At 48.9% G+C, this 16,142-nt stretch carries 13 protein-coding genes; 5 read left to right on the top strand and 8 right to left on the bottom strand.

Going from position 1 to position 16,142, the window contains the following annotated elements:
• Positions 1 to 120: 120 nt before the first annotated feature.
• The 6 genes from GVJ32_RS06180 to GVJ32_RS06155 all read right to left on the bottom strand — a co-directional run bounded on the left by GVJ32_RS06180 (position 121) and on the right by GVJ32_RS06155 (position 8,762).
• Positions 121 to 1,968 (bottom strand): DmsC/YnfH family molybdoenzyme membrane anchor subunit, encoded by a 1,848-nt coding sequence (locus tag GVJ32_RS06180; RefSeq protein ID WP_159239166.1) that lies wholly within the window; start codon positions 1,966 to 1,968, stop codon positions 121 to 123.
• 107 nt (positions 1,969 to 2,075) lie between these two features.
• A complete protein-coding gene (locus GVJ32_RS06175; protein ID WP_159239165.1) occupies positions 2,076 to 4,259 on the bottom strand; it encodes a molybdopterin oxidoreductase family protein in 2,184 nt (727 codons plus the stop codon).
• Positions 4,260 to 4,542: 283 nt separating this feature from the next.
• Entirely contained in the window at positions 4,543 to 5,649 is a 1,107-nt protein-coding gene (locus GVJ32_RS06170; RefSeq protein WP_159239164.1) for an OmpA family protein, read from the bottom strand.
• Between the two features lie 259 nt (positions 5,650 to 5,908).
• Positions 5,909 to 6,604: a DnaA regulatory inactivator Hda gene (hda, locus tag GVJ32_RS06165; RefSeq protein WP_159239163.1), complete on the bottom strand. Its 696-nt coding sequence runs from the start codon at positions 6,602 to 6,604 to the stop codon at positions 5,909 to 5,911.
• Positions 6,604 to 7,692, bottom strand: coding sequence for an AI-2E family transporter (locus GVJ32_RS06160; RefSeq protein ID WP_159239162.1), 1,089 nt, complete (start codon positions 7,690 to 7,692; stop codon positions 6,604 to 6,606). Before GVJ32_RS06160 ends, hda begins: the two co-directional genes overlap by 1 nt.
• A complete protein-coding gene (locus GVJ32_RS06155) occupies positions 7,689 to 8,762 on the bottom strand; it encodes a DUF2066 domain-containing protein (RefSeq protein WP_235035078.1) in 1,074 nt (357 codons plus the stop codon). Before GVJ32_RS06155 ends, GVJ32_RS06160 begins: the two co-directional genes overlap by 4 nt.
• Before the next feature lie 155 nt (positions 8,763 to 8,917).
• On the opposite strand from GVJ32_RS06155, the gene purM reads away from it, so the two are divergent.
• The 3 genes from purM to GVJ32_RS06140 are packed head-to-tail and all read left to right on the top strand — an operon-like array spanning position 8,918 to position 11,448.
• Positions 8,918 to 9,967 (top strand): phosphoribosylformylglycinamidine cyclo-ligase, encoded by a 1,050-nt coding sequence (purM, locus tag GVJ32_RS06150; protein ID WP_159239160.1) that lies wholly within the window; start codon positions 8,918 to 8,920, stop codon positions 9,965 to 9,967.
• A 4-nt stretch (positions 9,968 to 9,971) separates the two neighbouring features.
• On the top strand, positions 9,972 to 10,622 hold the full coding sequence (purN, locus tag GVJ32_RS06145; RefSeq protein ID WP_159239159.1) for a phosphoribosylglycinamide formyltransferase: 651 nt from the start codon (positions 9,972 to 9,974) through the stop codon (positions 10,620 to 10,622).
• Entirely contained in the window at positions 10,576 to 11,448 is an 873-nt protein-coding gene (locus GVJ32_RS06140; protein ID WP_159239158.1) for a DUF3108 domain-containing protein, read from the top strand. The genes purN and GVJ32_RS06140 overlap by 47 nt, the downstream gene beginning before the upstream one ends.
• A gap of 9 nt (positions 11,449 to 11,457) precedes the next feature.
• On the opposite strand, the gene dcd is transcribed toward GVJ32_RS06140, so the two are convergent.
• Complete coding sequence (gene dcd, locus GVJ32_RS06135) at positions 11,458 to 12,024, bottom strand: dCTP deaminase (protein WP_159239157.1); 567 nt, start codon at positions 12,022 to 12,024, stop codon at positions 11,458 to 11,460.
• 53 nt (positions 12,025 to 12,077) lie between these two features.
• Entirely contained in the window at positions 12,078 to 13,175 is a 1,098-nt protein-coding gene (gene apbC, locus GVJ32_RS06130) for an iron-sulfur cluster carrier protein ApbC (RefSeq protein ID WP_159239156.1), read from the bottom strand.
• A 182-nt stretch (positions 13,176 to 13,357) separates the two neighbouring features.
• On the opposite strand from apbC, the gene metG reads away from it, so the two are divergent.
• Positions 13,358 to 15,388 (top strand): methionine--tRNA ligase, encoded by a 2,031-nt coding sequence (gene metG / locus GVJ32_RS06125; protein WP_159239155.1) that lies wholly within the window; start codon positions 13,358 to 13,360, stop codon positions 15,386 to 15,388.
• 171 nt (positions 15,389 to 15,559) lie between these two features.
• Positions 15,560 to 16,138, top strand: a complete 579-nt coding sequence (rsxA, locus tag GVJ32_RS06120) for an electron transport complex subunit RsxA (RefSeq protein ID WP_159239154.1) — start codon at positions 15,560 to 15,562, stop codon at positions 16,136 to 16,138.
• Positions 16,139 to 16,142 lie beyond the last annotated feature (4 nt).

Raw genomic sequence — 16,142 nt, 5'->3', positions numbered from 1 at the left:
CACCCAATTAGATTTTAATAGCGCACGCTTACGCACTGGCACCAGAATAAATTAAGGCACGACAAATAGAAAACGGCGACGTGTATCTCTCACTTCGCCGTCATTTATCACTAACACCATTTAGTGAGCGTGGGCGACGACCCCAACTTGCGGCATATTCGCCAAGCCAATTTCACGGGCGTGCTCTTCAAAGTCTTTGTTCTTCCAAAAGAACGCACCGGGCATGGTGGTCGGAATAACCAAGACATAGAACAGTGTGCGACCAATCAATGCCGTCACGAATACTGACAGACAAACAAGCAACGCCACTCCCAAGCCAATGACGCTCGGCGCAAGTAGTAGCAACAATAGTGCGACGCTTGCGTTAGCTGCAATGAGAATATTGCGCAGCACATAGCTCTTACCAAATACCGTACTCTGGATATAGTGCGACACACTGCCTTCATTATTTGCGGCATCCATCGCTCTCGCATGGCAGTACAAACCCAGTCCTTCCATTACACTACCAAGCGCAATGCCACCAAGAGCGATTGCAAATAGCTGGCTAGTATTGCCGTCAAGCAAGATGAGGGTTGGCATGCCGACTACACCAATCAACACACTTCCCAATGTAATGGCCGTGCCTAAAAACGATGTCGCTGTCTGCCAGTGATTCCAAAACGGCCGTGCGGGAATTCGATAACAGCGATACATATAGTAAAGACCTACCGCGCCAGCTGTGAGTGCCAAATAACCACATACCGATGCAAATGCATCAAACCGCCCCCAATCCCCCATCAGTTCTATGAACACTGAATTCGCTGGTAGCATCGATAATAAATGTAAGCCCGCGAACACCATATACAGCAGCATACCTAAACCTTCGCGGCATACCGGTGAGTGACGAAGATTGTTAAAGCCGCGATAAAAGCGCCATGGCTTACCCAAATGTGTTGCCGACATCAACATGCCAAGACCGGCAAAGCCGACGGTAACGGCCATTAGCGGTATGTACATAACAGAATCACGCATCGCCATTAAGCTATTAATGCCGAGTTGCGCGCCTAGAAATGCAATCAGAAATGCACCTAATGAAATTTGGCTTACCATCGTGAAAATCACGAGGGGATTTTCACGTGAGCTTAATTTCGACAAGCTCCATTTTTTCTCTACGCCTTTTTTCTGATCGACCACTGGGCGGTATTGGCCATCGTCACCCTTGTGATATTTAACCGCCATGCCATCAGTCCGCGTTACTTCATCAGGCATATTTTTAATTTGCTGAAAACGGATATTGGGATGGGTAATTTCTGGATCGGGGAAGCCAGGAATGCTGAGCTTACCTTGCTCACGATTTTCCGGCAGGTCATCGACCACACCAAAGTTAAGCGCATTACCCAAACACGCAGACACGCACGCGGGCTTAAGGTTTACCTCTAAACGGTCAACACACATATTGCACTTAGAAACCTGCCCCTTAATAGGATCTAACTGCGGCGCGTTATAAGGACACACCCATGTGCAATAACCACAGCCAAAGCAGGTTTCTGGATCTTGAAGTACCGCGCCGTACTCAACGTGTTTGGTGTATGCTCGTGTAGGGCAGCCTTTCAAGCACACCGGATCGTCGCAATGGTTGCAAGCCATTGAGATATTCATACGTTTAAAATCTGGGTAAGTGCCACCCTCGACGTAACCTACCGAACGGAAACTAATATGCGCGGGATTATCATTTTTCTCGCTGCACGCCGCTTCACAAGCATGGCAACCAATACAATTGTCTGCGGTAAAATGGAATGCATGTTGTTTATTACGATTGGGGTTAGCGCCCACGCCCGGCTCTTCATTTATAAACATTTCCCGACCAGCAGGAAGCGCGCCGCCAGTGCGAGCAATCAGATCAATCGGCGCCTCATAATAATTTACCGCTGGCGCTGTGGACTCCTTTAAAAAGGCATATCCCGGCTCGTCATCTCTTACTTTCCACATAGTTACCGCCCTTAATCGGCGAGCTAAGTAAACAACTCAGCCACCGCAATACTAATATCACAACGTTTAAATGCCCCACCCGCCATCACTCGCGGTGGAGTGCCAACTCAATATGCCCGACGCTCAACATTCAGGCGACCGGCTTCTTTCTGGTCTATTTGCTCAATGCGCACAGCACATTGTTTAAATGCAGGCTGACGCGAGTACGGGTCGAGCAAACCCAGCGATAAGCGATTTACACAGTCGTGATAATGCATGGGAATAAACACCATATTGTGCGGCACACGCTGAGTGAGCTGGACCATAACCACAGCATCGCCGCGCTTCGATACCAGACGAACATAGCTCTGATGCTTCACGCCCTGCTCCCGCGCTGAGTCAGGGTTCATTTCCATATACGCAGTCGGGCTGAATTTATTCAGGTTGCCGATTTTTCCGGTTTTAGTTCGAGTATGGAAATGCTCAACCACTCGCCCGCTGTTTAACCAGAATGGGTAGCTCTCATCAGGCACTTCATTGTCTTCGATATAATCCATGGCCAATAAATTAGCTTTGCCATTGGGCGTTGGGTATACACCGTCGCTATACAAACGTGGATTACCCGTCGTTTCACCTTCTCTCATCGGCCACTGAATACCGCGCTGCGCCTCGATTAAATCGTGACTCATACCAGAGATATCGAGATTCCGTTTAGCGCCTTTAGATAACAGCTTCATTTCATCAAAGATGTCAGAGGTCGTTTCAGGGAAGGTCATGGCACGGCCACGCTCAAAGCGCTTAGCCAGTTCGCTAAATACCCAATGGTCTGGCTTGGCCTGTCCCGGCGGCTCTACAAACTTACGCACCAAGTTCACACGGCGCTCGGTATTAGTTTGCACGCCTTCCTTCTCGCCCCACAATGCACCGGGCAAATAAACATGAGCAAAATTAACCGTTTCGCAATCTTTGTAGCCGTCTTGTACCACCATGAATTCGAGCTTTTCCAAGGCCTTTTTAATGCGGGGCTGATTAGGCATAGAGGTTAGTGGATTGGTAGCAACAATCCACAGCGCTTTAATTTCGCCAGATTCGATAGCAGGGAAAATATCTGTTTGCTGAAGGCCTCGCTTGGCAGGAAAAAAGCTTTCATCGACACCCCAGAACTTAGCGACCTCATCGCGATGCTCTTGTTTTTCCAGCATGCGATAACCCGGCAAGCCCGAACACGAAGACCACTCGCGTGTGCCCATAGCGTTGCATTGACCGGTAATCGACAAACTGGTGCCACCGGGAATCCCGATATTACCGGTAATCAGATTCAAATTATTAATGCCGCAAACACCGTCGGTGCCATGAGTACTTTGGTTAATACCCATCGTCCAAATGCTCATCGCAGACGGCGCCTTAGCGTAAATGCGCGCGACGTTTTTAATCATGTCGGCATCTATGCCGCAAATACGAGAGGCAGTAACAGGGTCATACTTGGCAACAGTAGCTTTTAACTCATCGAAGCCGTTGCAGTGGGCTTCTATATAGGCTTCGTCTTGTAAACCTTCCGCTAAAATCACATGAGCGAGCGCGTTTAGTAGAACTAAATCGGTGCCTGGGGTTATCGGCAGATGGATGTCGGCAAACTGCGCAAACATAGTCACCCGAGGGTCGATTACAATTAGCGGAAACTTGCGCTTTTCTAAGGCTTCTTTAAGACGCCAATAAATAATGGGGTGCTGCTCTGGCAGGTTTGATCCAAATGCCATTAAACAATGGGTATTTTCAAAATCGTCGTAACAGCCCGGCGGGCCATCAGCACCAAATGAGCGCTTATATCCAGATACTGCCGATGCCATACACAAGGTGGTATTGCCATCATAGTTATTCGTGCCAAGCACGCCACGTACAAGTTTACCTAGGGTGTAAAACTCTTCGGTAAGGAGCTGGCCGGTAGACACAACCGCAACGCTGTCGCGACCATACTTTTCTTGTATGCGCATAAATTCTTCAGCGGTTTTATCTAATGCGGCATCCCAGCTGGTAGGCTGAAAACTATCGTAAATTTTATTGCGTATTAACGGCTCAGTACCACGGCCTGCGGTACCACTCAACTCATGTTCAAAAATACCTTTTATGCACAATTTACCCTGATTGACAGGAGCATTACCTTTGCCTCGGCTAGCAACAGGCTTACCTTCGGCGTTTAAGCCAACTTCAATCGAACAACCCGTTGAACAGTAGCCGCAGACTGCATACTTCCAGTCCACCACTTTTTTGTCCGCAATTGTTATTGGCTTACGGTTTTTTCGGCCAAATATCATCCATTTCTCCTTCACACCTTAACGCACCAAATTAAGGCATACACTCTGTGGCGAGACATTAACAAGCGCACCATAATGGTGAAAACACCCCCATTTATGGCGTCTATACCCGTAAGTCTTCAAGATCCATGCCACTTAATGGAAACAGCGTGTAAAGCTAACAATGAGAGAGATTGAAAAAAGGCTGGGCAAGGAAATACGTTAATACTGAAGGGAAAAATAGACCGGAACAAAAAAGGGGCCCGAAGGCCCCTTTCTACTGATTCACATTGTGAACCAAATTTTACTCTACAACTTCTGCCTGCATTACAGCAATAACACGACGGTTAGCACTGCGGCCAGCCGAAGTTTTATTGTCAGCAATCGGACGTTCTTCACCATAACCTACTGCGCTCAAACGGTTTGCAGCAATACCGTAGTCACGGATCAATGCATTCCGAACAGCATCAGCGCGGCGCTGAGAAAGCTGTTTGTTGTAAGCTGCAGCGCCATTGCTGTCGGCATGACCTTCAACAACTGTGCTCACACCACCAAACTGGTTCATAAACTCAGCAACTTTCTTCAACTCAGCAGCATAAGCAACTGGGATAGCGTCCGAGTCATTTGCAAAGTTAATTTCTAACTTGATGCTCTCTGAGTGCTTGAGTACAAATTTACAACCAAACTTGTCAACTTGACGACCAGCAGGTGTATTTGGGCACTTATCACGATAGTTAGGCACACCGTCACCATCTTTATCTAGCGCACAACCCTTGGCATCTACAGCCACGCCAGCTGGAGTACCTGGGCACTGATCTACACCGTCTTCAACGCCATCGCCATCTGAATCACCCACAACTGGAGCAGGCGCAGGCATCGGAGCAGAAGTGCCGCCAAATGCGTAACTCACACCAACCGAAAACACACCATCTCCGGTTTCGTGATCAGTACCGTATATGTAACGTACATCTGTACGCACAGATACAGCCTCAGCCACTATATAACGCAGACCTGCGCCCGCATTTAATTGCGTTTGAGAGTCATAAGCGCCATTGTCAAAATCTGATTCAATTACACCCACGCCTGCAGCGAGGTAAGGCATAACTCGATCATTGCCACCTAAATAACGAAGCACATCCAAGCTCGTCCCCATCACGTCCTGATCCAGTGACGTCAAGCCCTGCTCATTCTCTGGTTCGCTATACAAACCACGAATTTCCATCCCCCAATTGGCACTAAACTTACGCTCCACACCAAAAAGGACAACAGCTGCATTATCTAAATTACGATCACTGTCAAAAGACATAAAACCGATTGCCGGATTCAGATACCATGTACCTTCGTCAGCGGCAGACGCAAATGTAGGACAAATTGCCGCAGCAATTGCAGCACCCAATAGGACTTTACGCATAACACTCCCCCTAATTTTTTTAAAACTTCCATAACTATGCCGTGATAGCACGTCATAAGGCCAGAATAACACGAGCAACACCGCTTGCACGCCTGAATTTGTGTAATTTTACCACGCCAATCAGTAATTTTACTGAACATTTTAAATTGGCATTTTAACAATGATATCAGTCGCTAAGAGGGTATATATTCAAGTGAGTTCCCTCAACCTATCTAAAAATAGCTGTATTTACACTTATTAACAATATTATTAAGCATAATCACCAAGCCATAACCTGTTTTACAAACGGAATGGTTAGCTTCCGCTGCTCAACCAAACTTAAGCGATCTAGCACATTCAATAAATCAAACAAGCTTTTTGCATCACGCTGACAGCGTGTATAAATGTATTCAGCGACAGCGTCTGATACGAGTATCCCTCGAATTCCCGCCTTAAACTTCAGTGCTGCCATACGCTCAGGCTCATTCAAGTCCGACAACCGATAGCTGCTTAGACTCTGCAACCGAGATTGTAAATCAGGTAAGCCAAGGACCAATTGCGAATGAGCAACTGAGGAAGACACTAGCATGCAGGCGCTAGTGGTGAGCATTCGGTTATAGCAATTAAACACCGCCCGTTCCCACTCAGCATGACCAGCGATTAGCTGTATGTCGTCAAAGCACAGTAAATCTAAGTACTCAGCACCCTCTAGTAACGATTCTGGTTCAAAATCAATAAGCTCTACCAAGGGTATATAGCGAGCATAACGGCCCTCAGACTCTGCGAGGTGACAACAAGCTTGCAATAAATGACTTCGACCACCCGCACCGTAAAGATATACCCACTTTTCTCCGGCACCAGCCGCCTGCTGCCGAAGCTGATTAACCAGCAGGCGATGCCCCTCCGGCGTATAAAAATTATCGAAGGTAGCCTCCGTATCTAACTTCAATGCCAAAGGTAATTGTGGACTTGGCATTATTCTTTAACTTCCAGCTCTACTGCGTCAGTATTATTTTGATAAAGCTCGCTATGCTTATAGTAATCATGAAGATGGTTAATCATGACTTTAATTACAGCTGCCACCGGCAGCGCCAGTAAAATACCAACAAAGCCAAACAACTGTCCGCCTGCCAAAATTGCGAAGATAACAACCACTGGGTGCAAGCCAATTTTTTCACCCACCAGCATCGGCGTAAGTACCGTCGACTCAAGTACTTGACCAACACCAAACACCGCAGCCACCCCAACCATTGGCCATAAGCTGTCAAACTGGAAGAAGGCAGCCAATCCCGCTGCAGAAATTCCAATAATCACACCCAAATAAGGCACGATACTCGCCAGCCCAGCAAGCAAACCAAGTACCAGCGCAAGCTCTAGGCCGACAATCCATAAACCCATGGTATAAACCAACGCCAACGCCAACATAACCAGCAGCTGGCCCCGAGCAAAAGCACCTAAAATTTCATCACACTGCTGCGCAATCACAACCGTGCGCCCTTCTATTGAACGCGGTAGCAAATTTCGAATGGCCGCCATCAGCACATCCCAATCTCGCAACAAATAAAATGTAACCACCGGCACCAAGGTCACATTAGCAACCCAGGTTAGTAGGGCCATACTGGAACCACTCACCTTGCCCCATAAATAAAACAGGACTCCACCCGCACTATCCCAATGCTCACTCAGCGCATCCCGCGCTGCTTCCATCGGCTTTTTCTGCTCAGGTAAATCAAGATACTGGCGCAATGTCGGCAAGCCCGTTTGCTGAAGCCACGCCAAACCGTCGTATATCCGCTCAATTAACAATTGAACCTGCTCTATCAGTAGCGGCACTGTGACCAACACTAATAAAGTAGCGAAAAGACTAAGTACGACAAATACCGTCACCACTGCCATCGTTCGAGCCATGCCTCGCGCTTCAAGCCGATCCGCCAAGGGGTCGCCCATATATGCAAACACCGCTGCAAGTAAAAACGGCATCAAAATTGGCGCTAAGAGATGTACCACTACTACAAATGCAATGACTGCCAACAAACCCCAGACGGGCTTCGAGATAGAGATCACAGCCGACTACCCGCCCACTGATAATAACCCCGTACAGGCCTTGGCAAAGAAGAATTAGTGTCCGCGGCACTTTCGAGTAAACGGCCATCAAGGCTCAAAAAACGTTTCACTTTTTCCATATCATCTTTAAGCACTAACTCTATGATCAACTGATCTTTATCAAGCCAGACCGTATTCGCGTGTTGAATCACCGCCAAGCCTTCAAGGTACGTTATCAAGCTCGCATAACCGGCAAAATCATTTATGCCCGAGACGTGAATCATTGTATTTGCACCACTACCGGCACCAGCGGAAACCGAATACGTTGCCGCCTGCATATCAGCTAAATAATCGATTGGAGCAGACAAAACCTCAGCCCCAGTTAATCCATCACTCTCTAAAGCACTAGACTCGTCGCCCTGCAACACAGCCCAACTACCTACCCACTGCCCAGTGGAAAACTGAGACAGCTTCCCCATTAAAACAAAAGGTGTTGAATAACGGGCAGACGCGCCACGCACGTCATTCGTCGACATTTGCCATAATTGGTCGGCACTTAAATTGGCAGAATCGGCAAGATCGAATAATGGCATTTGCACAACGATCCCGCGCCGCTGGGCTTCGACCTCTAGCGCCAACAACAACTCAGGGGGAGCGTCAGCACCCACAAATTGACGTCCCTCAGTGGTATCTGCAATCAACCATACCAGCACCGCCGGACGGTTAGCTGACCAGATAGGTAAGCCCGCTGACTGCAATGTTGCATTCACCTGCCGCGGAGAAAAACTGAGTTTCAACACCAGCTCATCCAGACCATCAGCATTTTTACTGCGCTGATAGCGAAACTGCGTCATATAAGACTCTGGCTCTGCGAGCGCAGCTGCCACCACGGGATTACCACGCACCTGACGCCGCCCCGACACACGAACAAACGTACGTTCCAAAGCCGTCGCCGCCCCCTGTTTTAAAGCCTCACGGGACTGCGACTCAACAATAAGCTGCTCGTCGTATAAATTGCCAACGACCGCCGCTTGACCAGACACAGCCATTAAAATAGCAAAGACTGGCACCAGCACCCGAATAAATTGCATCACTTTATATACGTCCTTTTCCCTGCTGAGATTGGCTATTGTAGCAAGCCACTAGGTGATCGTGGTGTCTAGTGGCAAAAAGTCACCTATTTGCTACTGAATTAAACTCCCAATCAAGCTAGAATAGCGCCCTCTTAGAGGACAGCCAAACGATTATGACTGACACCAGTAAGCCAAGCTTAAGTTACAAAGACGCCGGCGTAGACATCGATGCCGGTGACGCACTCGTAGAACGCATTAAAGATGTGGCTAAACGCACCCGCCGCCCCGAGGTCATGAGTGGCCTTGGCGGCTTTGGCGCGCTATGCCAAATCCCTACCGGTTACAAAGAACCCGTTCTAGTATCTGGCACTGACGGTGTCGGCACCAAGCTAAAACTCGCAATGGAAGTCGGTATTCACGACACCATCGGCATCGACCTTGTCGCCATGTGCGTCAATGATCTACTTGTTACGGGTGCAGAGCCTTTATTCTTTCTCGACTACTACGCCACCGGCGCGTTGAATGTCGACATCGCTACCAGTGTTGTTACCGGTATCGGCGCCGGCTGCGAACAAGCAGGCTGCTCATTAGTTGGCGGTGAAACCGCTGAAATGCCAGGCATGTATGAAGGCGATGACTACGATCTTGCAGGTTTTTGCGTAGGCGTCGTAGAAAAAGCCAACATCATTGATGGCAACTCGGTACGTATCGGCGACAAATTAATTGGCGTCACCTCATCTGGCCCACACTCCAATGGCTACTCACTAATTCGTAAAATTATTGAGCACAGTGGCGCCAAGCTCGACCAAGCATTTGGCGACAGCACGCTGGGGCAAACCCTGCTGGTGCCCACTAAAATTTATATCAAACCCGTACTTCGCGTCATTAAACAGTATCGTGTTAACGCACTTGCGCATATTACTGGCGGCGGCCTATTAGAAAACATTCCCCGCGTATTGCCCCGCAATACCAAGGCTGTTATCGACGGCAACAGCTGGGAGCTCCCCGCAATATTCCAGTGGCTACAAGAACAAGGCAATGTCGAGGCGCGGGAAATGTACCGCACCTTTAACTGTGGTATCGGTATGGTATTAGCCGTTGCAGCAGATGATGCCGAAGGCGTTATTGATATGTTAAATCAACAGGGCGAAACCGCCATGCTGATTGGTAGCATTGAAGCCGCAGGGGAAGACGAGCCTAAAGTCATCATTGAAGGCCAATAGTTTCATGCCGTGCAAGCTGGTGATTCTTCTATCTGGCAGCGGTTCCAATTTGCAGGCGTTTATCGATGCCTGCAAAAACGAAACTCTGCCGAACACCGTAATCAGTGCTGTCATTAGCAACAAGACCGACGCCTTCGGTCTTGTTCGCGCCCAACAGGCCGGTATCACCACAGCCTGCATTGATCACAAACAGTTCGCTAATCGAGAAGATTTCGACGCCGCATTGCTAGCCAAAATTGACGAATTTGGCGCAGACTTAGTTATCCTTGCCGGCTTTATGCGCATTCTCACCCCTAGCTTTGTGCGGCACTATTTAGGTCGTCTCATAAATATCCATCCATCACTACTGCCAAAATATCCCGGCTTGCACACGCATCAACGTGCCTTGGATGCTGGAGACAAAGAAGCAGGGGCAACGGTACATTTTGTCACTGAAGAGCTAGACGGCGGTCCGCCGATAATTCAGGCAAAAATACCTATATTTGATGGCGATGACGCTGCAACACTCGCAGATCGCGTATTGTCCAAAGAACACACAATCTACCCTTTAGCGGCACAGTGGTTTGCTGAAGGACGTTTGAGTTTGCGGAATTCAAAGGCGGTACTCGATGATAACAACCTACCCGAAAGCGGCGTGCTCTTTCAGCCGAATTAGTCTACTCGCACTTCTACTTTTCGCCCTACAAGGTGTTGCTCTAGCCAGTGGCGGTAGCATTAGTGCAATTCCCGATACTGGTTTAAAAATGCTGGTTCAAGTAGAGCCCATTAACTCTGAGCCGATAGAAACCGAAACCCAAACCACCGAGCCGCAAACTATTAAAGACCAGCCCCCCAAAAGCGACGAAATTTTACCCTATCAAGCTGAATACAAAATCAGTAGTGATAGCCTCAGCACCAATGCCACACGAACTTTGAGCAAAAAGGGGAACAACTGGCAGTTATCCCAACATGCCAAACTCATGTTTGTGAAAGTAAACGAAGAAAGTCTAATTGAAAGCACTGCCTATGGCTTGCGCCCACTGCGCTACGAATACTCAAACAATATGAGTAGCAAGCAAGATCAAATTATTAATTTTGATTGGACCACACACTCAGCCAGCGATAAAAAATACCGCAAACCATGGTCCTCTGAAATTAGCGACGACACATTTGACCAACTCGGCGCGCAACTAAAAATGCGCGAGATGATGATTAACAATCGTCTCAACGACGAAATAAGCCTCTCTGTCGTGAATCGCGGCAAGCACAAAACTTACACTGTAAAACAATTAGACGAAGAAACCATCGATAGCGCAGTCGGCAAATTACGCACCGTAAAATTGCTGCGCTCGCGCCCAGGTAGCAGCAGCGAAACAACTATTTGGTTAGCGAAAGACTGGAATTATTTAATTGTAAAACTAGAACAACGAGAAGATGACGAGGTTTATTCGCTTGAATTGCTCAAAGCCACCCTCGACGGTAAAACCGTCAAGGGTTTATAAATTAGCAAATTAGGTCTTAGGAAGGGTCACACCGGTTTGACCTTGATATTTGCCACCGCGATCTTTATAGCTGACTTCGCAAATTTCATCAGACTCAAAAAACAGCATTTGCGCTACGCCTTCGTTGGCATAGATCTTCGCCGGCAAAGTTGTGGTGTTGGAAAATTCCAAGGTCACGTGACCTTCCCACTCTGGCTCCAACGGCGTCACGTTTACAATAATGCCGCAGCGCGCATAAGTAGACTTACCCAAGCACATGGTTAATACACTGCGTGGAATACGAAAGTATTCAACCGTGCGCGCCAAGGCAAAGGAGTTAGGTGGGATAATGCAGTAGTCGGCGGTGATATCCACAAAGCTTTTTTCGTCAAAGGCCTTGGGATCTACCGTCGCTGAATAGGTGTTCGTAAACACCTTAAACTCATTGGAACAGCGAACATCGTAGCCGTAGCTAGATGTACCATAAGAGATAATTTTCGCGTCGTCGCGTGTACGTACCTGACCCGGTTCAAAGGGCTCAATCATGCCCTCGCTCTCAGCCATACGACGAATCCACTTATCGGCCTTAATACTCATTGCATTCCCTCTAGCTGTTTATTCATACCATCTGCCAATCAACACGCGCGACCTTAATCGTCGCTAATCGAAATATTCGGAAAAGCATTGCTCTGCACGCGCTGACGCTTGGCCAACTCGGCGGTCATGCTAATCGCAACCTGCCGATACAACATAGCCGCATCACTTTCTGGATGAGCGGCTAGCACCGGCTTGCCGCAATCTGCTTGCTCGCGAATCTGCATTGACAAAGGCAAAGCGCCCAACATGGGCACATTATAAGATTGCGCCATGCGGTCGCCGCCACCATGACCAAATACGTGTTCGTGATGGCCGCACTCGCTGCAAATATGCACCGCCATATTTTCAACAATACCCAATACCGGCACCGACACCTTGCGGAACATTTCGATGCCTTTCTTAGCATCTAACAGGGCAATATCTTGCGGCGTGGTCACCACAACCGCGCCAGACACCGGCACTTTTTGCGACAGTGTTAGCTGAATATCACCCGTGCCCGGCGGCATATCGATAATCAAATAATCCAGATCCTGCCAATATGTCTGGTTTAATAACTGCTGCAGGGCACCGGTTGCCATCGGCCCACGCCACACCATCGGCGTATCGGCGGTGACCAAATACCCCATAGACATAGACTGCACACCATAGGCTTCTATCGGCAGTAAATAATGGGTGCCATATTGTTTAGGACGCTGACCGTCGGGAATACCCAGCATCATTTGCACGCTAGGCCCGTAGATATCAGCGTCTAGCAAGCCAACCCGCGCACCTTCTGCCGCCAATGCCAAAGCAAGATTCACAGAGGTGGTTGATTTACCCACGCCGCCTTTACCGGAAGCGACCGCAATAATATTGCGAACATTTTCCATACTCTGAATATTCTGCTGCGCCGCGTAGGCAGCAATTTTCCAGCGTACTTGCACCGTGCCAGCGGCAACACCTGCAACTTGCGTTAGCGCTTCACCAAGCAGTGTTTCATATTGTTGCTGCGCGCTTTTAGCAGGAAAACCAAGCTCAACAATCACGTCGACACGATCACCGCTAAGCGTCAAAGACACAATATCGGCAAGCTCCGCCAGCGGCGACGACAAACCGGGCAAAACCACCGCCATCAGTTGTTCGCGAACTCTGGATTCCAGCGCTGCCGACATATCTTTCCCCTGCCTTGAATAAATATTTAATGAGCCGGCGAGTATACGCGCCGCACTCACATCGAACAACGCCGAGACAGATGCGCCAGAGAGCCAAAAACGCTATAATCTCGCGCCTTTGAATCCATCCGAGCCGCAGGCTATATGCAGTCGCGGCCAGTAACGCTCAAACAAGGAAACCCATGTCGCGCAAGATTCTGGTCACCAGTGCCCTGCCCTACGCCAACGGCCCACTTCATCTCGGTCATTTACTGGAATCTATCCAGACCGACATTTGGGTGCGTTACCAGAAATTACGTGGCAACGACTGCATCTATTTATGCGCCGACGATGCCCACGGCACCGCTATTATGCTCACCGCCGAGAAACTTGGCATCACCCCAGAAGAGCAAATTGCGCGGGTAAAAGCCGAACACGAGAGAGATTTAGCGGGCTTCCTTATTCGTTTTGATAATTACCACTCCACCCACTCCCCTGAGTGCAAACATTACTCAGAAGAAATTTATCGGCGCCTTGATGCCAACGGTCACATCGAACGCCGCGACGTTACCCAGCTATTCGATCCTGAAAAGAATTTATTTCTGGCAGACCGCTATATAAAAGGCAGCTGCCCAAAATGCAAAACCGACGACCAATACGGCGACAACTGTGAAGCCTGCGGCGCAACCTACACGCCAGCAGAACTGATCAACCCGCGCTCAGCAATCTCTGGCGCCACGCCAATCGAAAAAAGCTCTACACATTTTTTCTTTAAACTTGGCGACTTTGAAAACCTATTACGCAACTGGACCGCCAGCGACGCCCTGCAACCACAAATTGCCAACAAGCTGCGCGAGTGGTTAGACGCCGGCCTGCAAAGCTGGGACATCTCGCGGGACGCGCCCTATTTCGGTTTTGAAATTCCCGGCGCACCCGGTAAATTTTTCTACGTGTGGCTCGATGCCCCCATCGGTTATATGGCCAGCTGCGCAAACTGGTGCGAAAAAAATGGCCGAGACTTTAATGAATACTGGGGCCTAGGCTCCACGGCAGAGCTTTACCACTTTATTGGCAAAGACATTATCAATTTCCACGGCCTGTTCTGGCCCGCCATGCTAGATTCAGCTGGATTCCGTCAGCCCACCGCGATCTATGCCCACGGGTTTTTAACCGTGAACGGCAAAAAAATGTCCAAGTCACGCGGCACATTTATAAAAGCGGAAACCTATTTAAAACACTTACCGGCCGAATACCTACGCTACTACTTTGCAGCTAAGCTCTCGGGCGCGGTCGACGATATCGACCTCAACCTTGAAGACTTTATCAACCGCGTGAATTCAGATCTCGTTGGTAAGCTTGTGAATATCGCCAGCCGCAGTGCCAAATTTGTGCAAAAAGGCAATGACGGCAAGCTCAGCGCAAGCCAACACAACGCAGACCTTTGGCAACAAGTCACTGGCGCAAGTGCAAATATTGCGCAGCTCTATGAGCAGCGCGAATACAGCAAAGCCGTGCGTGAGATTATGGCACTCGCCGACGCAACCAATGAATACTTCGATTCATGCGAACCGTGGAAGCTGGCAAAATCAGACGATACCGTCGCACTTGCCGCCGACGTTGCCTCCCAGTGCATTGACATTTTCCGCGTACTTACCACGTATCTATCACCGGTATTACCCGAACTCGCCAAACAAGCTGAGCAGTTTTTAAATTGCTCATTAACATGGCAGGGTGAATTTACGCCGCTACACAATCACGCTATTGAACCCTTCAAGGCGATGATGAGCCGAGTTGACGCAGACAAAGTTGCCGCGATGGTAGGTGAAAGCAGCGACAACACGCCGGCACCAGCCCCCGCAGCCAAACCGAAAAAGGCGGCAAAAGACAAAGACACGGGTATAGCTGACACAATTGCCTACCCTGATTTTGCTAAGATTGATTTGCGCGTAGCTGAAATTGTGGCCGCCGAAGCAGTAGAAGGCGCCGACAAATTACTAAAACTGACACTCAGTTTGGGCGATTTAGGCACACGTCAAGTCTTTGCGGGCATTAAAACTGCGTATAATGCCGAACAATTGGTGGGTAAGCTTACCGTTATGGTCGCCAACCTTGAGGCGCGCAAAATGCGCTTTGGCATGTCAGAGGGCATGGTGCTAGCTGCTGGCCCCGGCGACCAAGAAATATGGCTACTCAGCCCCGACAGCGGTGCCAAAGCAGGCATGAAAATCCAGTAAGCGACTTGGCTTATCAACAACAGATAAGCCAAAAGCATTACCGCTTTTTAAATTGAACGCTTGATCGAAATAAACTAAGATCGCCCGATAATGACGATCTGGCCCGCAATACCGCGTATTGCCCAGCCAGAATAGACGTCGCATTGCGATGCAAAGGTGAGGCTAAAAATTGTGTTAGCAGACTATTCACTACTGTTAATCAGTGCCATTTTGGTTAACAACTTCGTACTGGTGCAGTTTCTAGGCCTGTGCCCCTTCATGGGTGTGTCTAATAAACTCGAAACCGCCATCGGCATGTCTAGCGCCACCACCTTTGTACTGACCCTCGCCTCTATTTGCAGCTGGCTCACCTACGAATGGCTACTCATTCCACTAGGCTTAGAATACCTGCGCACCATCACCTTTATTTTAGTTATTGCGGTAGTTGTGCAATTCACTGAAATGGTTGTGCGTAAAACCAGCCCCATGCTTTACAAAGTACTCGGGGTATTCTTGCCGCTCATTACCACCAACTGCGCGGTATTGGGCGTGGCCCTGCTCAACATCAATAAAGACCACAGCTTTGTTGAATCAACCCTGTATGGCTTTGGTGCCGCCGCTGGTTTCTCGATGGTATTGGTTCTTTTCGCCGCCATGCGCGAACGTATCACCGCCGCCGACGTACCCGTTCCGTTTAAAGGCCCCGCCGTAGGTATGATTACCGCCGGCCTGATGTCGCTAGCCTTTATGGGCTTTGCTGGATTGGTATAGGCTG

It is taken from the genome of Zhongshania aliphaticivorans (assembly GCF_902705855.1).
In the GTDB taxonomy this organism is placed as follows: domain Bacteria; phylum Pseudomonadota; class Gammaproteobacteria; order Pseudomonadales; family Spongiibacteraceae; genus Spongiibacter; species Spongiibacter aliphaticivorans_B.
The sequence above is the reverse complement of the archived record's forward strand: the minus strand, read 5'-3'. Positions and strand labels throughout refer to the sequence as shown.